The 18,502-nt window shown below is 68.5% G+C and carries 20 protein-coding genes; 5 read left to right on the top strand and 15 right to left on the bottom strand.

Annotated elements, in window-relative coordinates:
• Positions 1–166 precede the first annotated feature (166 nt).
• Positions 167–1,486, top strand: a complete 1,320-nt coding sequence (locus AC1MFI_RS11130; RefSeq protein ID WP_479816895.1) for an AI-2E family transporter — start codon at positions 167–169, stop codon at positions 1,484–1,486.
• Positions 1,487–1,499: 13 nt separating this feature from the next.
• Here the strand turns inward: AC1MFI_RS11130 and AC1MFI_RS11125 are convergent, their stop codons facing one another.
• Together AC1MFI_RS11125 and AC1MFI_RS11120 are read right to left on the bottom strand one after the other, a co-directional pair.
• The gene (locus tag AC1MFI_RS11125; RefSeq protein WP_479816894.1) at positions 1,500–2,309 is read right to left on the bottom strand and encodes an alpha/beta hydrolase; all 810 of its coding nucleotides are present in this window, start codon (positions 2,307–2,309) and stop codon (positions 1,500–1,502) included.
• 73 nt (positions 2,310–2,382) lie between these two features.
• Positions 2,383–2,706: a hypothetical protein gene (locus AC1MFI_RS11120; RefSeq protein ID WP_479816893.1), complete on the bottom strand. Its 324-nt coding sequence runs from the start codon at positions 2,704–2,706 to the stop codon at positions 2,383–2,385.
• An 88-nt stretch (positions 2,707–2,794) separates the two neighbouring features.
• Between AC1MFI_RS11120 and nucS the strand changes: the two genes are divergently transcribed.
• Together nucS and AC1MFI_RS11110 are read left to right on the top strand one after the other, a co-directional pair.
• Entirely contained in the window at positions 2,795–3,490 is a 696-nt protein-coding gene (gene nucS, locus AC1MFI_RS11115) for an endonuclease NucS (protein WP_479816892.1), read from the top strand.
• Positions 3,491–3,534: 44 nt separating this feature from the next.
• Positions 3,535–4,743, top strand: coding sequence for an N-acetylglucosamine-6-phosphate deacetylase (locus AC1MFI_RS11110; RefSeq protein ID WP_479816891.1), 1,209 nt, complete (start codon positions 3,535–3,537; stop codon positions 4,741–4,743).
• 36 nt (positions 4,744–4,779) lie between these two features.
• Here the strand turns inward: AC1MFI_RS11110 and AC1MFI_RS11105 are convergent, their stop codons facing one another.
• From AC1MFI_RS11105 to AC1MFI_RS11045, 13 genes are all read right to left on the bottom strand, one after another.
• The gene (locus tag AC1MFI_RS11105; protein ID WP_400483896.1) at positions 4,780–5,211 is read right to left on the bottom strand and encodes a DUF2550 domain-containing protein; all 432 of its coding nucleotides are present in this window, start codon (positions 5,209–5,211) and stop codon (positions 4,780–4,782) included.
• Positions 5,212–5,220: 9 nt separating this feature from the next.
• Complete coding sequence (locus tag AC1MFI_RS11100; protein WP_400483897.1) at positions 5,221–5,514, bottom strand: F0F1 ATP synthase subunit epsilon; 294 nt, start codon at positions 5,512–5,514, stop codon at positions 5,221–5,223.
• Between the two features lie 5 nt (positions 5,515–5,519).
• Positions 5,520–6,983, bottom strand: coding sequence for a F0F1 ATP synthase subunit beta (gene atpD / locus AC1MFI_RS11095; RefSeq protein WP_479816889.1), 1,464 nt, complete (start codon positions 6,981–6,983; stop codon positions 5,520–5,522).
• Between the two features lie 80 nt (positions 6,984–7,063).
• A complete protein-coding gene (locus AC1MFI_RS11090) occupies positions 7,064–7,957 on the bottom strand; it encodes a F0F1 ATP synthase subunit gamma (protein WP_479816887.1) in 894 nt (297 codons plus the stop codon).
• A gap of 92 nt (positions 7,958–8,049) precedes the next feature.
• On the bottom strand, positions 8,050–9,684 hold the full coding sequence (gene atpA, locus AC1MFI_RS11085; protein ID WP_479816886.1) for a F0F1 ATP synthase subunit alpha: 1,635 nt from the start codon (positions 9,682–9,684) through the stop codon (positions 8,050–8,052).
• Positions 9,685–9,782: 98 nt separating this feature from the next.
• The gene (locus AC1MFI_RS11080; RefSeq protein ID WP_479816885.1) at positions 9,783–10,595 is read right to left on the bottom strand and encodes a F0F1 ATP synthase subunit delta; all 813 of its coding nucleotides are present in this window, start codon (positions 10,593–10,595) and stop codon (positions 9,783–9,785) included.
• Complete coding sequence (locus AC1MFI_RS11075) at positions 10,595–11,149, bottom strand: F0F1 ATP synthase subunit B (RefSeq protein ID WP_133080843.1); 555 nt, start codon at positions 11,147–11,149, stop codon at positions 10,595–10,597. The genes AC1MFI_RS11080 and AC1MFI_RS11075 overlap by 1 nt, the downstream gene beginning before the upstream one ends.
• Before the next feature lie 50 nt (positions 11,150–11,199).
• Complete coding sequence (locus AC1MFI_RS11070; protein WP_019481292.1) at positions 11,200–11,415, bottom strand: ATP synthase F0 subunit C; 216 nt, start codon at positions 11,413–11,415, stop codon at positions 11,200–11,202.
• Between the two features lie 75 nt (positions 11,416–11,490).
• On the bottom strand, positions 11,491–12,312 hold the full coding sequence (atpB, locus tag AC1MFI_RS11065) for a F0F1 ATP synthase subunit A (RefSeq protein WP_479816883.1): 822 nt from the start codon (positions 12,310–12,312) through the stop codon (positions 11,491–11,493).
• An 85-nt stretch (positions 12,313–12,397) separates the two neighbouring features.
• Positions 12,398–12,715 carry a hypothetical protein gene (locus tag AC1MFI_RS11060; protein WP_479816882.1) on the bottom strand — a complete coding sequence of 106 codons (318 nt, stop codon included), beginning with the start codon at positions 12,713–12,715 and terminating at the stop codon, positions 12,398–12,400.
• Position 12,716: 1 nt separating this feature from the next.
• Positions 12,717–13,226, bottom strand: coding sequence for a Cg1360 family ATP-synthase-associated protein (locus tag AC1MFI_RS11055; protein ID WP_479816880.1), 510 nt, complete (start codon positions 13,224–13,226; stop codon positions 12,717–12,719).
• Positions 13,227–13,375: 149 nt separating this feature from the next.
• Positions 13,376–14,398 (bottom strand): MraY family glycosyltransferase, encoded by a 1,023-nt coding sequence (locus tag AC1MFI_RS11050; RefSeq protein WP_479816879.1) that lies wholly within the window; start codon positions 14,396–14,398, stop codon positions 13,376–13,378.
• Positions 14,395–16,314 carry a polysaccharide biosynthesis protein gene (locus AC1MFI_RS11045; protein WP_479816877.1) on the bottom strand — a complete coding sequence of 640 codons (1,920 nt, stop codon included), beginning with the start codon at positions 16,312–16,314 and terminating at the stop codon, positions 14,395–14,397. The genes AC1MFI_RS11050 and AC1MFI_RS11045 overlap by 4 nt, the downstream gene beginning before the upstream one ends.
• A 205-nt stretch (positions 16,315–16,519) precedes the next feature.
• Between AC1MFI_RS11045 and AC1MFI_RS11040 the strand changes: the two genes are divergently transcribed.
• Both AC1MFI_RS11040 and AC1MFI_RS11035 read left to right on the top strand, forming a co-directional pair.
• The gene (locus AC1MFI_RS11040; RefSeq protein WP_479816875.1) at positions 16,520–17,512 is read left to right on the top strand and encodes a glycosyltransferase; all 993 of its coding nucleotides are present in this window, start codon (positions 16,520–16,522) and stop codon (positions 17,510–17,512) included.
• On the top strand, positions 17,509–18,447 hold the full coding sequence (locus tag AC1MFI_RS11035) for an NAD-dependent epimerase/dehydratase family protein (protein WP_479816873.1): 939 nt from the start codon (positions 17,509–17,511) through the stop codon (positions 18,445–18,447). The genes AC1MFI_RS11040 and AC1MFI_RS11035 overlap by 4 nt, the downstream gene beginning before the upstream one ends.
• Positions 18,448–18,502: the final 55 nt, after the last annotated feature.

The following is an 18,502-nucleotide window of genomic DNA, read 5'->3' as shown; positions in this document are numbered from 1 at the left end:
TGCCCGGCCCCGAGCGGGCGGGACGACGGCGTCCGCAGGGCCGTCCGCAGGGCCGCCCGGAGTGCCGCCCGCCAGGAACGTCGCCACCCTCCCCCCGGCTGTTAGGGTTTCGCTAGTTGGACCACCCGCGGACCAGTCACCGCACAGCCGAAAGCAGAGCTCCTCGTTGACAGACCACCAGGACGTCCCGCTCGATCAGCCGCTCCCGCGGCCCGAGGCCGAGGGGATCAGCGACGAAGGGCAGCCCTCCGCCGAACGGCCGACGGGCGTGGCGCCGCCGCCCTCGACCCTGCGGTCCCTCCTCACGCTCGCGCGGCGATCCCTCCCCACCGCGCAGCCCCGTCCGCGTTTCGAGTTCCCCCCGGACCGTGAGCCCGATCCGGTGGCCGTCGATCCGCAGGTGTCACTCGCCGACGAACGCCTCAAGTTCGGCGGTGCGTACCCGAGGAGCATGAGGGCCCACCCCATCCACTTCGGCTTCATGATGAGTGTCGGTGTGGGCCTGGCGCTCCTGGCCTTCTTCATCATCACCAACGTGGGCCAGCTGCTGGTCTGGATCGGGGCGGCCCTCTTCATCGCGCTCGGCCTCGACCCGATCGTCCGCTGGCTCGAGACGAAGCAGGTGCCGAGACCGGCCGGCATCGCGGTGTCCCTCCTGATCCTCGTGGGGATCGTGGTCGGGTTCTTCGCGCTGCTGATCCCGACGATCGTAAACCAGACCTCCCAGATCATCGACCGCGCACCCGGCTATGCGGACAGCTTCCTCAACTCCGAGTTCTTCACGACCGTCGACGAGCAGTTCCAGGTGCGGGAGCGCGTCAGCTCCGAGATCGACAGGTTCTTCACCAACAGCGAGGCCGTGGGCGGGATCTTCGGCGGCGTCCTCGGTGTGGGGACGGTGATCGTCAACGGACTGTTCGGAGCACTGGTGATCCTGGTCCTCGCGCTCTACTTCCTCGCGTCCCTGCCGTCGATGAAGCGGTGGGCGTACCGGCTCGCACCCCGCTCGCGCCGGCCGCGTGTCGAGGTGCTGTCGGAGGAGATCACCCGCAGCGTCGGCATGTACGTGATCGGTCAGGCCTGCGTCGCCCTCCTGAACGGCTCGTTCGCGTTCATCGTGATGTCCATCGCGGACGTCCCGTTCTCCGTGCTGCTGGCGTTCGTCGTCGCACTGCTGGCCTTCATACCGCTGGTCGGCGGGACCATCGCCGCCGTCCTCGTCACCCTGATCGCCCTCACGGTGGGCTGGCACACCGCCCTGCTGTTCGCCATCCCGTACGTGGCCTACCTGCAGTTCGAGGCGTACTTCATCTCGCCGCGCATCATGCAGCGGGCCGTCGCGGTCCCCGGTGCCGTCGCGGTGATCGCCGTGATCGCGGGTGGCAGCCTCCTCGGCGTGCTCGGGGCACTGATCGCCATCCCGACGGCCGCCGCCGTGATGCTCCTGCTCAAGGAAGTCTTCATCGCGCGCCAGGACAGCCAGTAGCGGCGCCCGGCACTCAGTTCGCCGTCAGCGGTGACGGGGCGACGGCGGCCGGTCCCGTCCACGTGGACGGCAGCGGCAGGTCCACCTCTGGCCGCACGACGCCGACGATCTCGTCGAGCACGCGGGCCGCGTACTTCTCCCCGACCCAGAGGTGTTTCGCCCCGTCGATCCCCGTCACGTCGGCCTGCGGCACGCGCGAGAACCGGCCCTCCGCCTCCTTCGGCACGAGGTAGTCGTCGAACTCGGGCACGAGCACCTTGAGCGGGAGTCCGCTGGAGGACCACGCGTCGAGATCGGCGTCGACGGCGCGATGCAGCGGGGGTGAGAGCAGGATCGCGCCCTCGATGAGCTCCGCCACCGGGTCCTGCGCCCCGTACTTCAGGCACAGCTCGGTGCCGAAGGACCAGCCGACGAGCCAGATGTGCTGGAGCCCCTGCGCCACGGCCCAGTCGACCGCGGCCTGCAGATCGAGGCGTTCGGCGTCGCCGCCGTCGAAGGTCCCTTCGCTGCAGCCGCGGGGCGAGCAGGTGCCGCGCGTGTTGAACCGGAGCACGGCGATGTCCGCCAGTGCGGGCAGCCGGAAGGACGCCTTCCTGTACACGTGTGAATCCATGAAGCCGCCGTGCGTCGGCAGCGGGTGCAGCGTCACGAGGGTCGCCTTCGGCGTGCGCCCCTCGGGAGCCGCGAACTCGCCCACGAGGGCCAGGCCGTCCGCGGTCCGCAGCTCGACGTTCCGTCGATCGGCCGGGAGCACCGTCGACGCCCGGATCTCGATCTCCTCGTCGCTGGTCGTGAAGGTGTGGTCGGGGGAATCGCTGGCCATGGGACCAGTCTAGGTGGGGCGGGCGCACAGGGCGGAGCGGAGCGGCAGGTGCGCCTGCCGCTCCGCCGCGGCCTCAGTAGCGGAAGCTCCTGGTCTGCCAGCACCGCACGTGCCAGTGCCGCCGGTCGGCGAGGGCCGCCTCGGGGCCGAACAGTGAATCCTCCCGCCACACCACGAGGTGGGCGATCCCGGGCAGGATGGACGAACTGCATCCAGGACACGTGTAGGTCTTGGCCGCATTCCGCTCGGTGATGCGGCGGACCGACCACTCGCCGTCGGGAGCGGACTCGCGCAGCGGAAGCCCCGCGCGCGCCCGCTCGAGGTCCACCTCGGGCGGCACCGTCCATTTGGGCCGGGAGGACCCGCGAGGGCGGTTCGGACGATTGGATCGGGGCACCCCTCCAGTCTGCCCGATCCGCTGCCCGAGGACGCACGGCCACCCGTCCGCTCACGTGTCCGGCGTTCCGGCCGGTAGAGTCTTCGTCGTGCGTCTTGTCATTGCCCGCTGCTCCGTCGATTACATCGGCCGCCTCCGGGCGCATCTCCCGCTGGCCACCCGGCTCCTCATGGTGAAGTCGGACGGTTCCGTCCTGGTGCATTCCGACGGCGGGTCCTACAAGCCGCTGAACTGGATGAGCCCGCCCGCTTCGCTGCGCGTCAGCCGGCCCGACGACGCCGACCGCGCCGAGGGCGTCACCGAGATCTGGACCGTGCAGCACGCCAAGAGCGACGACAAGCTCGTGATCAGCATCCGCGAACACCTGCACGACTCGTCCCACGACCTCGGCGTGGATCCCGGGCTCGTGAAGGACGGCGTCGAAGCGGACCTCCAGCGGCTCCTCGCCGAGCAGATCGAACTGCTCGGCGCAGGCTTCACGCTGATCAGGCGCGAGTACATGACCGCGATCGGTCCCGTCGACATCCTCGCGCGGGACGCGGAAGGCCGCACCGTCGCGATCGAGCTCAAGCGGCGCGGCGACATCGACGGCGTCGAGCAGCTCACCCGCTACCTCGAACTGCTCAACCGGGATCCCCTCATGTCGCCGGTCCGCGGGGTCTTCGCCGCCCAGCAGATCAAGCCGCAGGCCCGGGTCCTCGCCGCGGATCGGGGCATCGACTGCCTCACACTGGACTACGACGCCATGCGCGGGGTCGACGACAGCGCGTCCCGCCTCTTCTAGGCAGACCTCTAGGGGCCCGCCCTCGGGCCCCCTAGAATCGGACCATGGCCCTCTCGAGCGGAACGCCCCGCGCCCTGTCCGGACGAATGGTGACCGATGCGGAGATCGTCGACGACGGCATCCTGCGGTGGGAGGGCTCCCGCATCACCGAGGCCGGAGCGTCGCGCGGGCCCGCACCCACGGAGCAACTGCCCGAAGGCTACCTCGTGCTGCCGGGCCTCATCGACCTCCACTGCCACGGTGCCGGCGGCGGCGATTTCACCTCCGGCTCGGACGCGGACATCCAGGCAGCCGTGGAGCACCTGCACCGCAGCGGGTCGACGACGGTTCTCGCCAGCACGTGCGCGGCACCGCTCGAGGACCTCGAGGCGGCCTTCGGCAGGCTCGCGGCGGCCGCGGACGCGGGGCTGATCGCCGGCATCCACGCCGAGGGGCCCTTCCTGTCGAAGCAGCGCAGCGGCGCCCACGATCCCGCGTTCCTCCTCCTGCCCACGCAGGAGGACGTCTCCCGCCTCGTCACCGCGGCCCGGGGCCGCCTCGCCTCGATGACCTATGCCCCCGAGCTACCGGGGAGCGACGTCCTCGTCTACGAACTCGTCATGCACGGGGTGATACCGTCCATCGGGCACACGGACAGCACCACCGAGGAGACGGGCGCTGCCCTGGATCTCATCAACGAGGAACTGGCCTCGACCGGCTTCGCGGGTTTCAGCGGACGGCCGACGGCGACCCACCTGTTCAACGCGATGCCGGTGATCCATCACCGCTCCCCCGGCCCGGCTCCCCTGCTCCTGCAGCGGGCGCGGGCCGGCGAGATCGCCGTCGAACTCATCGCGGACGACGTCCACCTCCATCCGGAGACCGTCCGGATGGCCTTCACGATCGCGGGGTCGGAGAACATCTGCCTGGTCAGTGACTCGACCGCCGCCGCGGGCCGTGCCGCAGGCACCTACAGGCTCGGACACAGGGAAGTCACGGTCATCGACGGTGCGGCCGTCCTGCTGCAGGGTGGAGCACTCGCCGGCGGCGCCGGGAGCCTCCTCGACGTCGTGCGCTGCACCATGGCAGCGGGAGTCGGTGCGGTCGACGCCGTCCGCGCCGCGAGTGCGGTTCCTGCCGCCGTCCTGGGACTGGCGGATGAGGTGGGCAGCCTCCGCAGCGGGCTGCGCGCCGATGCCGTCGTGGTGTCGTCCGACCTCCAGCTCAAGGGGGTCCTGCGCGCGGGGACCTGGATCCGGCCGATCGACCTCTAGGAGGGGAAGACCGACTCCCCGGAGCCTGTCAGGCTGTCAGCGCCAGGTGCCGATACCGATCACCGGGCCGGCCTCGATCCATGAGGAGAGGCCTGCATAGACGTCGTACTTCATGGCGAGGTCGAACGGCTCGCCCTCGTAGGCCAGCTGGACGATGATCGCCCCCGGCTGGATCCGGACGCGCTCAGCCTCCGTGGGCGCACGCCAGCCCTCGACCTCGAGCGAACTGCGCAGGAAACGGAACCTGGGGATGGGGCTCAGCGAGAGGAGGCTGAGCCACTCGAGGTTCTTGTCCGTATAACGACAAACCCCCACCCGCCAGCCCTTGGGAGGGAGGCGGATGGAGGCGTCGAAGGTGCCGAGGGCACGATTGAGCTGGTAGCGGCGGAGGAGGAATGCGCCGATCACGAGCACGAGCAGGCCGAAGACGACCGCAAGGCAGATGAACGTCACACCCAGTGCCTCCATGCGAGAATCCTAGACGGATTCCGGAGTCACCGAACCGCCGACCTTGGCGTTGTCCGCCACGATCACGACACGGTTGGAGTCGACCGAGAAGAAACCGCCATCCACTCCGACCACGAGGCGTTCGCCGTTGACCGGCTCCACCGAGAGTTCCCCCGCTTCGAGGATCGCGAGGATGGGGGCGTGTCCGGGGAGGATGCCGATCTGTCCGTTGGCCGTGCGTGCGTTGACGGTGCGCGCCGCGCCCGACCACACGAAGTGGTCGGCCGCGACGATTTCGACCTCGAGTTCGCCGTTCGTCGCCATCGGCTTTACTTACCGGTCTGGTCTTGGATCTTGGCCCACTGGCGCTCGACGTCGTCGAGGCCGCCGACGTTGAAGAACGCCTGCTCCGCGATGTGGTCGAGGTCGCCGTTGCAGATCGCCGCGAAGCCCTCGATGGTGTCCCTGATGGAGACCGTCGAGCCCTCGACGCCGGTGAACTGCTTGGCGGTGTAGGTGTTCTGCGAGAGGAACTGCTGGATACGACGCGCACGGGCGACGACGACCTTGTCCTCTTCGCTGAGCTCGTCGATGCCGAGGATCGCGATGATGTCCTGCAGTTCCTTGTTCTTCTGCAGGATCTGCTTCACGCGCACGGCCGTGTTGTAGTGGTCGTGGCCGATGTACTGCGGGTCCAGGATGCGTGAGGTCGATGCCAGCGGGTCCACGGCCGGGTACAGGCCACGGGACGCGATCTCGCGGGAGAGCTCGGTGGTCGCATCGAGGTGCGCGAAGGTGGTGGCCGGAGCCGGATCGGTGTAGTCGTCCGCAGGCACGTAGATCGCCTGCATCGACGTGATCGAGTGGCCCTTCGTCGAGGTGATGCGCTCCTGCAGGAGGCCCATCTCGTCGGCGAGGTTCGGCTGGTAGCCCACGGCGGACGGCATGCGGCCCAGGAGGGTCGACACCTCGGAGCCTGCCTGGGTGAACCGGAAGATGTTGTCGATGAAGAGCAGCACGTCCTGGTTCTGGACATCGCGGAAGTACTCGGCCATGGTCAGCGCCGAGAGGGCCACGCGGAGGCGCGTTCCCGGCGGCTCGTCCATCTGGCCGAACACGAGGGCGGTGTCCTTGAGGACGCCGGCCTCTTCCATCTCGACCCAGAGGTCGTTGCCCTCGCGGGTACGCTCACCGACACCGGCGAACACCGAGGTGCCACCGAAGTTGCGTGCGACACGCGTGATCATCTCCTGGATGAGGACGGTCTTGCCGACACCGGCACCACCGAAGAGGCCGATCTTCCCACCCTTGATGTAGGGGGTGAGGAGGTCGATGACCTTGATGCCGGTCTCGAGCATCTCCGTCGAGCCCTCGAGCGATGCGAAGCTCGGAGCCTTGCGGTGGATGGGCCAGCGCTCGGTGATCTCGAGTGCTGACTCGTCGACGTCGAGGGGCTTGCCCAGGACGTTGAAGATGTGGCCCTTGACGCCGTCGCCCACGGGGACGGAGATCGCCGCTCCGGTGTCCTGGACCACGGTGCCGCGGACGAGTCCGTCGGTGGCCTGCAGGGAGATCGCGCGGACGAGGTTGTCGCCCAGGTGCTGCGAGGTCTCGAAGGTGATCAGGCGGGTCTCACCGTTGAGAGTGATCTCGGTGGTGAGGGCGTTGTACATTGCGGGGATTGCGTCGGCCGGGAACTCGACGTCGACAACCGGGCCGATGACACGTGCAATACGGCCGGTGGCGCCGGGGGCAACTGAGTCCGTACCGTGTTCAACAGTCTGGGCAGTCATCTCTCTCACTTCATTTACGTAGATGGCGTGGAACTAAGTCTAGCTGTGCACCCGCGCCCACGAGGACCCGGATGGGGGTGTCAGGAGGCGTTCAGCGCATCCGCGCCGGCCACGATCTCCGAGAGCTCCTGGGTGATCTCCGCCTGGCGGGCGGTGTTGCGCAGGCGCGTGTACTTCTTGATGAGCTCCGTGGCGTTGTCGCCCGCGGACTTCATCGCCCGCTGGCGCGCCGCGAGCTCGCTCGCCGCAGCCTGGAGCATGGCGGCGAAGATGCGCGACTCGATGTACCTCGGCAGCAGTGCGTCCAGGACCTGCTCGGGCTCCGGCTCGTACTCGTAGAGCGGCAGCAGTTCGCCGTCCTGCGGCACTTCCTCGTCCACCACCTCGAGCGGGAGCAGCCGCATGACCGACGGCTCCTGCACGACCATGGAGCGGAACTTCGTGTAGACCACGTGGATCTCGTCCACGCCGCCGTCCTCGTAGTCCTTCAGGAAGGTGGACAGGAGGGCCTCACCCACCTCGCGTGCCGTCTCGAACTCGGGAGCATCGGTGCCACCGGTCCAGACCTTCTCGTAGTCCCGGCCGCGGAAGTCGAAGTACGACTGGGCCTTGCGGCCGATCAGGTACGACTGGATCTCCTTGCCCTCGGAGCGGAGCGTCTCGAAGAGACCCTCCGCCTGCTTGAGGGCGCTCGCCGAGTACGAACCGGCGAGGCCTCGGTCGGACGACAGCACCAGCACGGCAGCGCGCCGTACCTGACCGTGCTCGGTGGTCAGGGGGTGATCGATCTCCGACTGCGACGATACGGCCGACACGGCGCGGGTGATCGCGTTGGCGTACGGCAGTGCCGCTGCGACGCGCGTGCGCGCCTTGCCGATGCGAGAAGTCGCGATCAGCTCCATCGCCTTGAAGATCTTCCGCGTCGACGTGGTCGAGGCGATCTTCTGGCGGTAGACCCGGATCTGGGCTCCCATTCTTGTCCTTTCCTTCGCTCCCGCTGCGGGAAGCGATCAGGCCAGGGTGCTGCAGGCCGGGAGGGGCTGTGCCCCTCCCGGCAGCAGGACCTCTAGCGCTTCTGCCTGACGATCTTTTCCTGCTCGACCGAATCGGCGTCGATCGCCGCGTGCTCCTCGTGGCCTGCGCCGAAGCCGTTCGCGCCGGCTCCGAAGAAGCCCTGCTTGAAGCCGGTGATCTGCGTCTTCAGCTCGTCCGCCGTCGAATCCTCGAGCTTGCCCGTCTGGGCGAGCGTCGTGAGGACCTGCGACTTGTGGCCGAGGTGCTCCAGGAACTCCGTCTCGAACCGGTTGATGTCCTCGACGGGTACGTCATCGAGGTAACCGTTCGTGCCGGCCCAGATGGACACGACCTGCTGCTCCACCGGCATCGGCGAGTACTGGCCCTGCTTGAGCAGTTCCATGAGCCGTGCGCCGCGGGTCAGCTGCTGGCGTGATGCGGCGTCCAGGTCGGACGCGAACATCGCGAAGGCCTGCATGTCGCGGTACTGCGCGAGGTCGAGCTTCAAGGTGCCCGAGACCTTCTTCATCGACTTCACCTGTGCGGCACCGCCGACGCGGGACACCGACACACCGACATCCACGGCGGGACGCTGGTTGGCGTTGAAGAGGTCCGACTGCAGGAAGATCTGGCCGTCGGTGATGGAGATGACGTTGGTCGGGATGTAGGCCGACACGTCGTTCGCCTTCGTCTCGATGAGCGGCAGACCCGTCATCGAGCCCGCTCCGAGCTCGTCGGAGAGCTTGGCGCAACGCTCGAGGAGCCGCGAGTGCAGGTAGAAGACGTCGCCCGGGTAGGCTTCGCGTCCCGGCGGACGGCGCAGCAGCAGCGACACCGCGCGGTAGGCCTCTGCCTGCTTCGACAGGTCGTCGAACACGATCAGGACGTGCTTGCCGCCGTACATCCAGTGCTGGCCGATGGCCGAGCCTGCGTACGGGGCGAGGTACTTGAAGCCCGCGGGGTCGGAGGCGGGGGACGCGACGATCGTCGTGTACTCCAGCGCACCCTTGTCCTCGAGGGTCTGGCGGACAGCCGCGATCGTCGATGCCTTCTGGCCGATCGCGACGTAGATGCAGCGGACCTGCTTGTTCACGTCACCGGAAGCCCAGTTGGCCTTCTGGTTGATGATGGTGTCCACCGCGATGGCGGTCTTGCCGGTCTGGCGGTCACCGATGATGAGCTGGCGCTGGCCGCGACCGATGGGGATCATCGCGTCGATGGCCTTGAGGCCCGTCTGCATCGGCTCGTGCACCGACTTGCGCTGCGTGACGCCGGGAGCCTGGGTCTCGAGCGCACGGCGGCCTTCGGCGACGATCTCGCCGAGGTCGTCGATGGGCTGGCCCAGGGGGTCGACGACGCGGCCGAGGAATGCGTCACCGACGGGAACGGAGAGAATCTCCCCCGTGCGGTGTACTTCCTGGCCTTCTTCGATCCCGTTGTAGTCACCGAGGACGACGACGCCGATTTCACGGGTGTCGAGGTTCTGGGCGAGTCCGAGCGTGCCGTCCTCGAACCGCAGCAGCTCGTTGGCCATGACGGAGGGAAGACCCTCGACACGGGCGATGCCGTCGCTGGCGGTGGTCACGCGGCCGACTTCGACGCGCTCCGCGTTTCCGGGCTCGTAGGACGCCGCAAAATCGTTCAACGCACTGCGGACGTCTTCGGCGTTGATGGTCAATTCGGCCATCTCAGTCCCTGCTCTCCTGTGTTGTGGTCACCTTGGGATGCGTGGCGACCGGTGTGTGATTCAGTGGGTGGAACTCGGGGGTCGACAAGCGCGTGCGCCTAGCCCGCCAGCTTGCGGCGGAGTTCGGACAAGCGCGTGATCACGGTGGAGTCGACCATCTCGTCTCCGACGCTCACCCGGACTCCTCCGATGAGTGCGGGGTCGACCTTCACGTTGACCTTGAGTTCACGGCCGTACATGGCGTTCAGCCCGGACTCGAGACGTTCGAACTGGCTCGCCGTCAGCGGACGGGTGACGCTGACATCGGCGATCCAGCGCTGCTGGCGCACTGCGACCAGTTCGAGGAACCGCTGCACGAGGGCTGCGGGCTTCAGGCCGCGCGGCGCCCGCACGGCCTGGGCGATGAGGAGCCTGCCCGCGGCGCCCGCCTCGGGTACGAGCTTCAGGGCGAGTGCGACCTTCGACTCCGGAGTGGCTTGTGCCTCCGACAGCGCCCTCTGCAGGGCGTGGTTCGAGGCGACCACCTGGATGAAGGAGTACAGCTCGTTCTCGAGCTGCTCCAAGCCCTCCACACCGCGGCCCTGCTCGGCGACCGAGATGACCACGGTCGCCGCGAGGGTCTCCAGGGCGTCCCCGATGTCCCGCGCATTGCCCCAGCGCTCGCTGACGAGGTCCCGGACCACGGCGGCGGCATCGGGAGAGACGCGGCCTGCGATCAGCTGATCGACCAGCACGGCCTTGTCCTTGCCGGTGCGCGACGGATCCGTCAGCGCCCGGCGGAGCCCGGCATTGCTGTCCAGGATCGCCAGCACACCGAACAGGTCCTCGGCGAGAGCCAGGGTTGCGCCCGGCAGTCGGGACTCGAGTCCTTCACGGACCGTTGCCAGGGAGAGGCTCGATACTCCTGCCATTACTTCGCTGCACCTGCGCTCTGCGACGAGGTCTCGAGGTCGGCGAGGAAGCGGTCGATGACGCGTGAGGAGCGGGCGTCGTCGGCGAGTGATTCCCCGACAATCCGGCTCGCGAGGTCCGTCGCCAGCGTGCCGACCTCGGCACGGAGCGAGACCACGGCGGCCTGGCGCTCGGCTTCGATCTGCACGTGTGCCTGCTCCGTGATGCGTGCCGACTCGGCAGCTGCCTTCTCCTTGAGGTCCGCCAGGATCTGCGCACCTTCGGCGCGGGCTTCCTCGCGGATGCGGTTGGCCTCGGTGCGAGCGTCCACAAGCTGCTGCTTGTACTCGTCGAGTGCCGCGTTGGCTTCGGCCTGTGCGGCCTCGGCCTTGGCGATACCGCCTTCGATCGCCTCGGTACGCTCTGCGAACGTCTTCTCGAACGCCGGCATGACGTACTTGAAGACGATGAACAGCAGGACGGCGAAGCCGACAACGGTCACCAGCAGTTCCCATAGGTTCGGGATCAGAGGGTTCGATCCCTCTTCCGCCGCCATAATCGCTGCGTTAAGCATTTTTCACCCGTCTTTCTTCAACTGGTCTTCGGTCGGTCGGAGCGGCTGGATCAGGCGCCGATGACGAAGGCGAAGACGAGGCCCAGGATCGCGAGGGCTTCGGTCAGCGCCAGGCCGAGGAAGGCGATGGGCTGGAGGACACGCTGTGCCTCAGGCTGGCGAGCTACGCCATTGATGTAGGCCGCGAAGACGAGGCCGACACCGATACCACCGCCGATTGCGGAGAGACCGTATCCAACGAGGTTGAGGCTACCCTGTACTTCCATTGTGTTCCTTTCAAGATGCCGCCTTGGTGCGACAGGTTGTTTGGGATCATCCCCGACGGGGAAGACATGTGTGAATCAGTGGGCGTCGGCGTGCAGTGCGCCTTCGATGTAGATCGCGGCGAGCAGCGTGAACACGTAGGCCTGGAGGATCATGATCAGGGCCTCGAGCATGTACATCGCGACCGATCCGGCGAGGACCAGCACGCTCGTACCCTGCAGGAGGATGTTCCCCGTGGAGACCATGTACTCGATGGCGGAGCCGGCGAGGGTCACGATGAGGTGCCCTGCGAGCATCGTCGCGAAGAGTCGCAGCGAGTGCGTGACCGGGCGGACGATGAAGTTCGAGATGATCTCGATCGGCACCACGATCAGCAGGATGTACCACGGGACACCGGAGGGCACCACGGCCAGCTTGAAGTACCGGATCCCGTGCTTCTTGAGGCCGATACCGACCCAGAGGAAGAAGAAGATGGCGGCGATGCCGTAGGCGCTGCCCGGGTGGGAGAACGTGGGCAGCTGCAGGAACGGGATCGCCCCGAAGATGTTGTTCACCAGCACGAAGAAGAAGGCGGTGAAGAGCCAGGGCACGTAGCGGAGGAACTCGCGTCCGCCGATGATGTCCTTGCCGATGGAGTTGCGGACGAATCCGTACGCGGACTCACCGAGGAACTGCAGCTTGCCGGGAACCAGCTGTCGGCGGCGGGACGCGACCAGGAAGAAGGTCGCGATGAGGATGACCGAGAGGATGGTCAGCAGCATCTGCTTCCCGAATCCGGGATCCAGCAGGACGCCGTACTCGCCGCCCCACGGGAGGATGTCCCGGTAGTGGGTGTCCTCGATCGTCGGGGCTACGAATCCCTCTTCGGTAGTTGCGGCCGGGAGCGCAAGCGCGATCAACGCGTTTCCTCTCTGCAGTGTCCATCGTTGGGCAAGATCTGTTCGGTCGCAGTGGCACTGGTCCGACTCGTTGAGTTGTGTGGATTCACTCGGGTTCGGCCTCGGAACCGGGCGTGCTCCGGGATCCGCCGGGCGGATTCGGGGTGTGGTTCCGGGTGAGGTCGTGCATGTGGGAGAGGTAGAAACCCCCTGCTGCACCTAAGAACGCTCCCGCCAGCACCAACCAGCGCGTGTCGAGGAGGTTATCCAGCCCCCAGCCTATCAAACTCCACACCAGGATCCCGCCAATGATGTAGCTGAAGACGGCCATCCCCGCGTTGTATCCGCCGTTGGAGAAGCGGGCGTCGCCCGGCTGCGGAGACGCCGCGGTGGTCCTGTCCGGACGGTCGGCCGGGATGGGCATGTCAGGATCCTTCCGATCGGTGCTCGGGCGCCCCGGCGGACGGCGGTCCTCCCGGTGCGTCGTCGTACAGGGGTGTCCGCAGGCGCGAGAACGCCGCGATCTCCGCGACCTGCCAGGCGATGACCGTCGAGAGGGCTCCGGTGAAGAACCAGGTGCGGTCCAGCCAGCCCGGGGTGCCGAGGAAGAACAGGACGGCCGCGAATCCGACGACCTTGATCGCATACGTGACGGCGAAGAGCCCGAGTGCGCCGGAGGGATTGGTCCTGCCGGTGAAGTGGCCGATCAGGAGGCTGATACCGAAGAAGGCCATCACGAGGACCGCGCCGAACAGGACGCTCAGCCCGGCAGGAGGCGAGGTGAGCAGCGCGGCAGCGGCGGCGAGCACCAGTGCGAGCAGCCCGCCCGCTGCCGCACTCCTGGCGAGGATCCCCAGCCAGGGCGACTCCGTGGCGCCCGACGCCGGTACGAGGTTCGGGTGGGCTCCGTTGGCCGGGTGCTCCGGTCGTGGCACGTACTGTCCGCTCTGTCGCTGCGCCGGGCGGCGCCGTGCTGGTCCTTCGTCGACGGCGTCGCGAGGGCTGTTGCCGGGGACAGCGGGACGGGACCAGTCGTACCCGGCGCCTGAAATTCTACAGCACCGCGAAGACGCGGCGCGGGTGGTCAGGCCTCGGCTGCGGCCCGGCGGCGTGCGAGTGCGCGGAAGATCCGCGGCGAGTAGAGGTACAGGGCGACGACGGCGGCTGCGAAGAGGGACGCGGAGACGGCGAGGGGCGCCGGTGCGGTGGCGAGCACGAAGCCTGCCGCCCCGGTCAGCACGGACAGGACGCTGACGAAGAGCGAGACCTGCACGTGGCCCAGTCCCGTGTCGGTCAGCCGCTGGTACACGTGCTGCCGGTGGGCGGTGTAGAGGCGCTCGCCCCGGCGCGCCCTGCGCAGGAACGTGGTGAAGGTGTCCGCGAGGTAGATCAGGACCGGTGAGAGCAGGTACTCGAGGTAGACGCCCGCCAGCAGGCCCGTGACCGCGATCGCGGCGATGGACGCACCGAGCAGGTAGCTGCCCACATCACCGAGGAACACGAAGCCCCTGCCGAGGTTCCAGGGCAGGAAACCGGCGAAGGCGGCGGCCACCACCAGCCCTGCGACCGTCAGCCACAGCTGATCGCTGAGCACGCCCGCGGCCGAGTAGAAGGCACCCACGACGACACCGTGCATCCCCGAGATCCCGTTGATCCCGTCCATGAAGTTGGCTGCATTGATGTAGGTGGCGACGGCGATGGCGCCGATGGGGACCCACCAGTAGCTGCTGTCGTCGATGGTGGTGGCGAGGGCGGCGGTGCCGATGGTCCCCACCAGGAGCTGCGTCGAGGCACGGACCCTGACCGAGATGCCGCGGAAGTCCTCGATCCACCCCAGGGTGGCGGAGGCCCCGACCATGCAGACGATGATCAGGATGAGCGACCGGTCGACGGCGACCAGGCCCGTGGCGAGGGACAGGACGAGCGCCACGAGGATCGCCACCGCGACCGCGACTCCCATGCCGCGGATGACGACGGTGCTGTGCGAGGACCGGCTGTTCGGGATGTCGATGACGCCCAGGCGCTTCAGCATGGGCTTCACGACGACGGGCAGCGCGAGCGACAGGCCGAGTGCGGCGAGCCCGACGAGGACGAGGAGTCCGTTCACGACGTCGGTCCTCCGACGCGCGAGGCTGCCTGTGCGGCGGGAGCGGCGGGGGCATGCCCCGCATCGCCGGCCGGTCCCGGGGAGATACCCCGCCGGCCGTGGTCGAACCCGCCCTCCGCCTTCCAGTCCTTCAGGCTGAGCTGCTGGGGATCGAGCGACGCCACCGAGGTGTGCGAGATCTTGGGATGCAGCGGACGGGAATCGTCCTCCCCCGCGCCCATGAGGTCCTCGTGCATCTTCTCGCCCGGGCGCAGGCCCGTGAAGACGATGTCGATGTCCTTGCCGGACATCGCGATCATGCGCTGGGCGACGTCGAGGATCCTGACGGGCTCGCCCATGTCGAGGATCAGGACTTCTCCTCCCCTGCCGATCGCGCCGGCCTGGACCACGAGCTGGCATGCCTCGGGGATGGTCATGAAGAAGCGCGTGACCTCGGGGTCGGTCACCGTGATGGGACCGCCGTTGCGGATCTGCTCGGTGAAGAGGGGCAGCATGGAGCCGCGGCTGCCGATGACGTTGCCGAAGCGCACCGACACGTACCGCTGGCCCGTCCGCTCCGCGTGCCAGGACGTGAGCTTCTCCGCGACGCGCTTCGAGTGGCCGAGGACGCTCGTGGGGTCGGCCGCCTTGTCCGTCGAGATGTTGACGAAACTCGTGACACCGACGGCCGCTGACGCGCGCAGGACGTTGAGCGACCCCTGGACGTTCGTCTTCCAGGCCTCCTCCGGGTACTGCTCGAGCAGTGACACGTGCTTGAGGGCGGCAGCGTGGAAGACCACCTGCGGCCTGCGGTCCTCGAAGATGTTCAGCAGGGCGTCGGCGTCCCGGATGTCGGCGAGCACCGTATCGCGCCCCGTCAGGAGGCCTCGTCCGGTGAGCGAGATCTGCGTCGACTGGAGGCCGGTCTCGTCGCGGTCGAGCATGATGAGTTCCGCGGGCTCGAAGGCCGAGAGCTGGCGGCACAGTTCGGAGCCGATCGAACCGCCGGCACCGGTGACCAGTACGCGTTTGCCCGTGACGTAGCCGGCCACCTCGTCGGGGTGGATGTCCACGGGACGCCGCCCGATGAGGTCCTCGACGGCGACCTCGCGGAAGTCGGCGATGGCTGCTCCCGCGGCGCCGAGCATGTCCCGCAGCGGCGGCAGGACGAGCACCTTGATGTTGAGCCCCGCCACGAGGTCCGAGACACGACGGACCTGGGCCGCCTCCACCTCGGCGAAGGCGATGACGAGGACCGAGGCCTGCGTCCGCGCGGCGACCTCCCGCAGGTCGTCGATCCGGCCGAGGACGGGCACGGTGGACAGCCGGAGGTGCTTCTTCGCGGGATCGTCGTCGATCAGTCCGACCGGGAAGTACGGCGATTCCGGGTCCTGCATCATGCGGCCCACGAGCGAATTCCCGAGGAACCCGGCGCCGTAGATGAGCGTCCGCTGCGCATCCTCCCCCGGTTTGGCCTTGCTCTCGACGTACATGCGCTTGAGGTAGCGCGTGGCGGCCAGGAACATGCAGGCGAAGGGGAAGGCGATGATGCCGATGCTGCGCGGCACCTCGATGACGGTGAAGAAGGCGACGCTGACGAGCACGAGGATCACGGCGACGAGCACCGCGACGATGACCAGCAGCTTCGCCTCGTGGAAGCTGCCGAAGCTGTACCTGCCGCGGTAGAGGGCGAAGCTCAGCCCCACCACGAGCTGGGCCACGACGGCCACCGCGCAGAAGGCTGCGATGCCGGGAACGTTCACTTCCTTGACCAGCAGTTCGTAGCGCAGGATCAGCGCGAGGAGGATGGCCACGATCCAGGCGGCGGCGTCGAGCAGGTACTGGGACCACAGCCAGATCGCCGGCTTGTCGCCGGGAGGGGCTGCGGCCGTAGAGCCTGGTGTCCGGGCGGAGGCCCGGCCTTCGGTGATTCCCATGATTCCTAACCGTGTCATGCAGGCTGCCACCGCGTCCGCACCCCACCTGCCACCGCCGGGAAGACACCCGGCACCGGCAGGACCAGGACTGGTCAGGCAGGGGCCCGAACACGGTGTAATAGACTGCTATTACCCGAGAATACTAACTGCACCGCCTGTGCCGGGCCCGTTGCCCACTGCCCTGGCGCGGCCCGGAAGGACCACGTTGCACGTCCCCGACGCCGGCTCATCGCGCGTGTTCATCGTCATCACCACCTTCAATCGGGCCTCCCACCTGCGGCAGCTCCTCGACTCCGTCGCGGAGCTCGATCCGGCGCCGGCCGGCATCGTGGTGGTCGACAACGCCAGCACCGATGGCACGGCCGACCTGCTCGCGGCCGTGGATCTGCCCGTGCCGGTCATCGTGCACCGCCTCCCGGAGAACGTCGGCGGCTCGGGTGGTTTCGCCGCGGGCGTCGCACGCGCGCTCGAGGAGGGGGCGGACTGGCTGTGGCTGATGGACGACGACGTCGTCGTCCTCCCCGACGCCCTGGCGTCCTTTCGGCCCTGGATGGGCCGCTACTCCTGCATCCACGGCCGCCGGTACGATGCCGCCGGCGAGCCCTTCTTCTGGCAGCACATCCTCAACGAGTCCATCGGCGTCCATCTGCCCGTGCGCGGGGACGTCTTCGCGGCGTCGCCGGTCTTCCACACGAACGTGGGCTGCTTCGAGGGCATGCTGGTGACCGCCGATGTCGTCCGCGAGGTCGGCCTGCCCGATGCGCGCTTCTTCCTCAACGGCGACGACCTCACCTACGGGTGGCTCATCTCACGGCGGCGACCCGTGGCGTACATCGACGCCTTCGTGCTGCGGAAGACGCGCGCGCAGCGCCAGGTGGACCTGGGCGTCCGGCACCTGAACGACTCGAGCGACCTCTCCCGCTTCTGCGGCATGCGGAACCGCGGGCACCTCGCCCGGTACCTCCGGCTCCATGACCGCTACAACCGCCTGGGCTTCGGCATCGGGACGCTCCTCTCGGCAGGGAAGGAACTCATGCGCCTGGTCGCCGTCGAACGCACCCTCGCCGGCGCGTCCTCGATCTGGCGGGGCTGGCGCGCTGCGCGGGTCATCCTGCGCGATCCCGACTGGCAGCCCGAACCGCCCCTGGGCGGCCCGCCCCTGCCCGGTACGGCACCCCGGTCGGGAGGCGCCGTATGAGCTGGCTCGTCCTCGGCGGTTCCGGTTTCGTCGGCTCGGCGGTCCTGCACGCGCTCCGCTCCGCCGGCATCGACGCTCGATCACTTTCCGCGCCGCGCCTCTCGACATCCGCGGAGACCCCGGAGGCTCTCCTCGACGCCGCACTCGGTACCGACACCACCGCCCTGGCCGGAGTGATGGAGGGACACGACGTCGTCGTCAATGCGGCGGGACTGGCCACGCCCTCCGCCGCCCGCGGCAAGGACCTGCTCGGCGCGAACGCCCTGCTCCCCGCCGTCCTCGCCCGGGCCGCGTCCGCCGCCGGCACGCGGCGCCTCGTCCACCTCAGCAGTGCCGCGGTGCAGGGCCGCACACCGCTGCTGGACGAGACGGACACGGTTCGTCCCTTCTCCGCGTACTCGCACAGCAAGGCCCTCGGCGAGCAGGCCCTGGACCTCGCTGCGGTGCGGGCGCCCACCCTCTCGGTCGTGACGGTACGCGCCACCTCCGTGCAGGGCACCGGCCGGCCCACGACGGCGGCGCTGGCCCGGCTCGCCCGCTCCCCGCTCGCGTCGGTCGCGTCGCCGGGAACCGCACCGTCACCCATCGCGTCGGTGGAGACGCTCGCGGAACTCGTGCTCGCCCTCGGCCGCCACGAAGGGCCCGTTCCCGCCCGCGTGCTGCAGCCCTGGGAGGGGCTCACGGTGCGCACGGTCCTCGAGGCCGCGGGCGGGCGTCCGCGCGCGCTGCCCCCAACGCTCTGCAGGACTGCCGTCACCGGCGGCTACGCCCTCTCGTCCCTGCTGGGCGGCCGCCTCGACGGGCACGTACGCCGCGTGGAACTCATGTGGTTCGGCCAGGACCAGGTACCCGGGTGGGCCGTGGAGCAGGGCCTCGCGCCCGGCGCCCGGATCCGCGGGGTGCTCGCGGGGGCCGCCGCTGACGGCACAGCCTGACGGCACAGGCGAGCCTTCGGCGGCAGGGACGTAGGCGCACGTCGCGGCGCGGCAG

It is taken from the genome of Arthrobacter sp. BC5, assembly GCF_056680255.1.
Note: the sequence above shows the minus strand (reverse complement) of the source record. Positions and strands in the feature narration are given on the sequence as shown.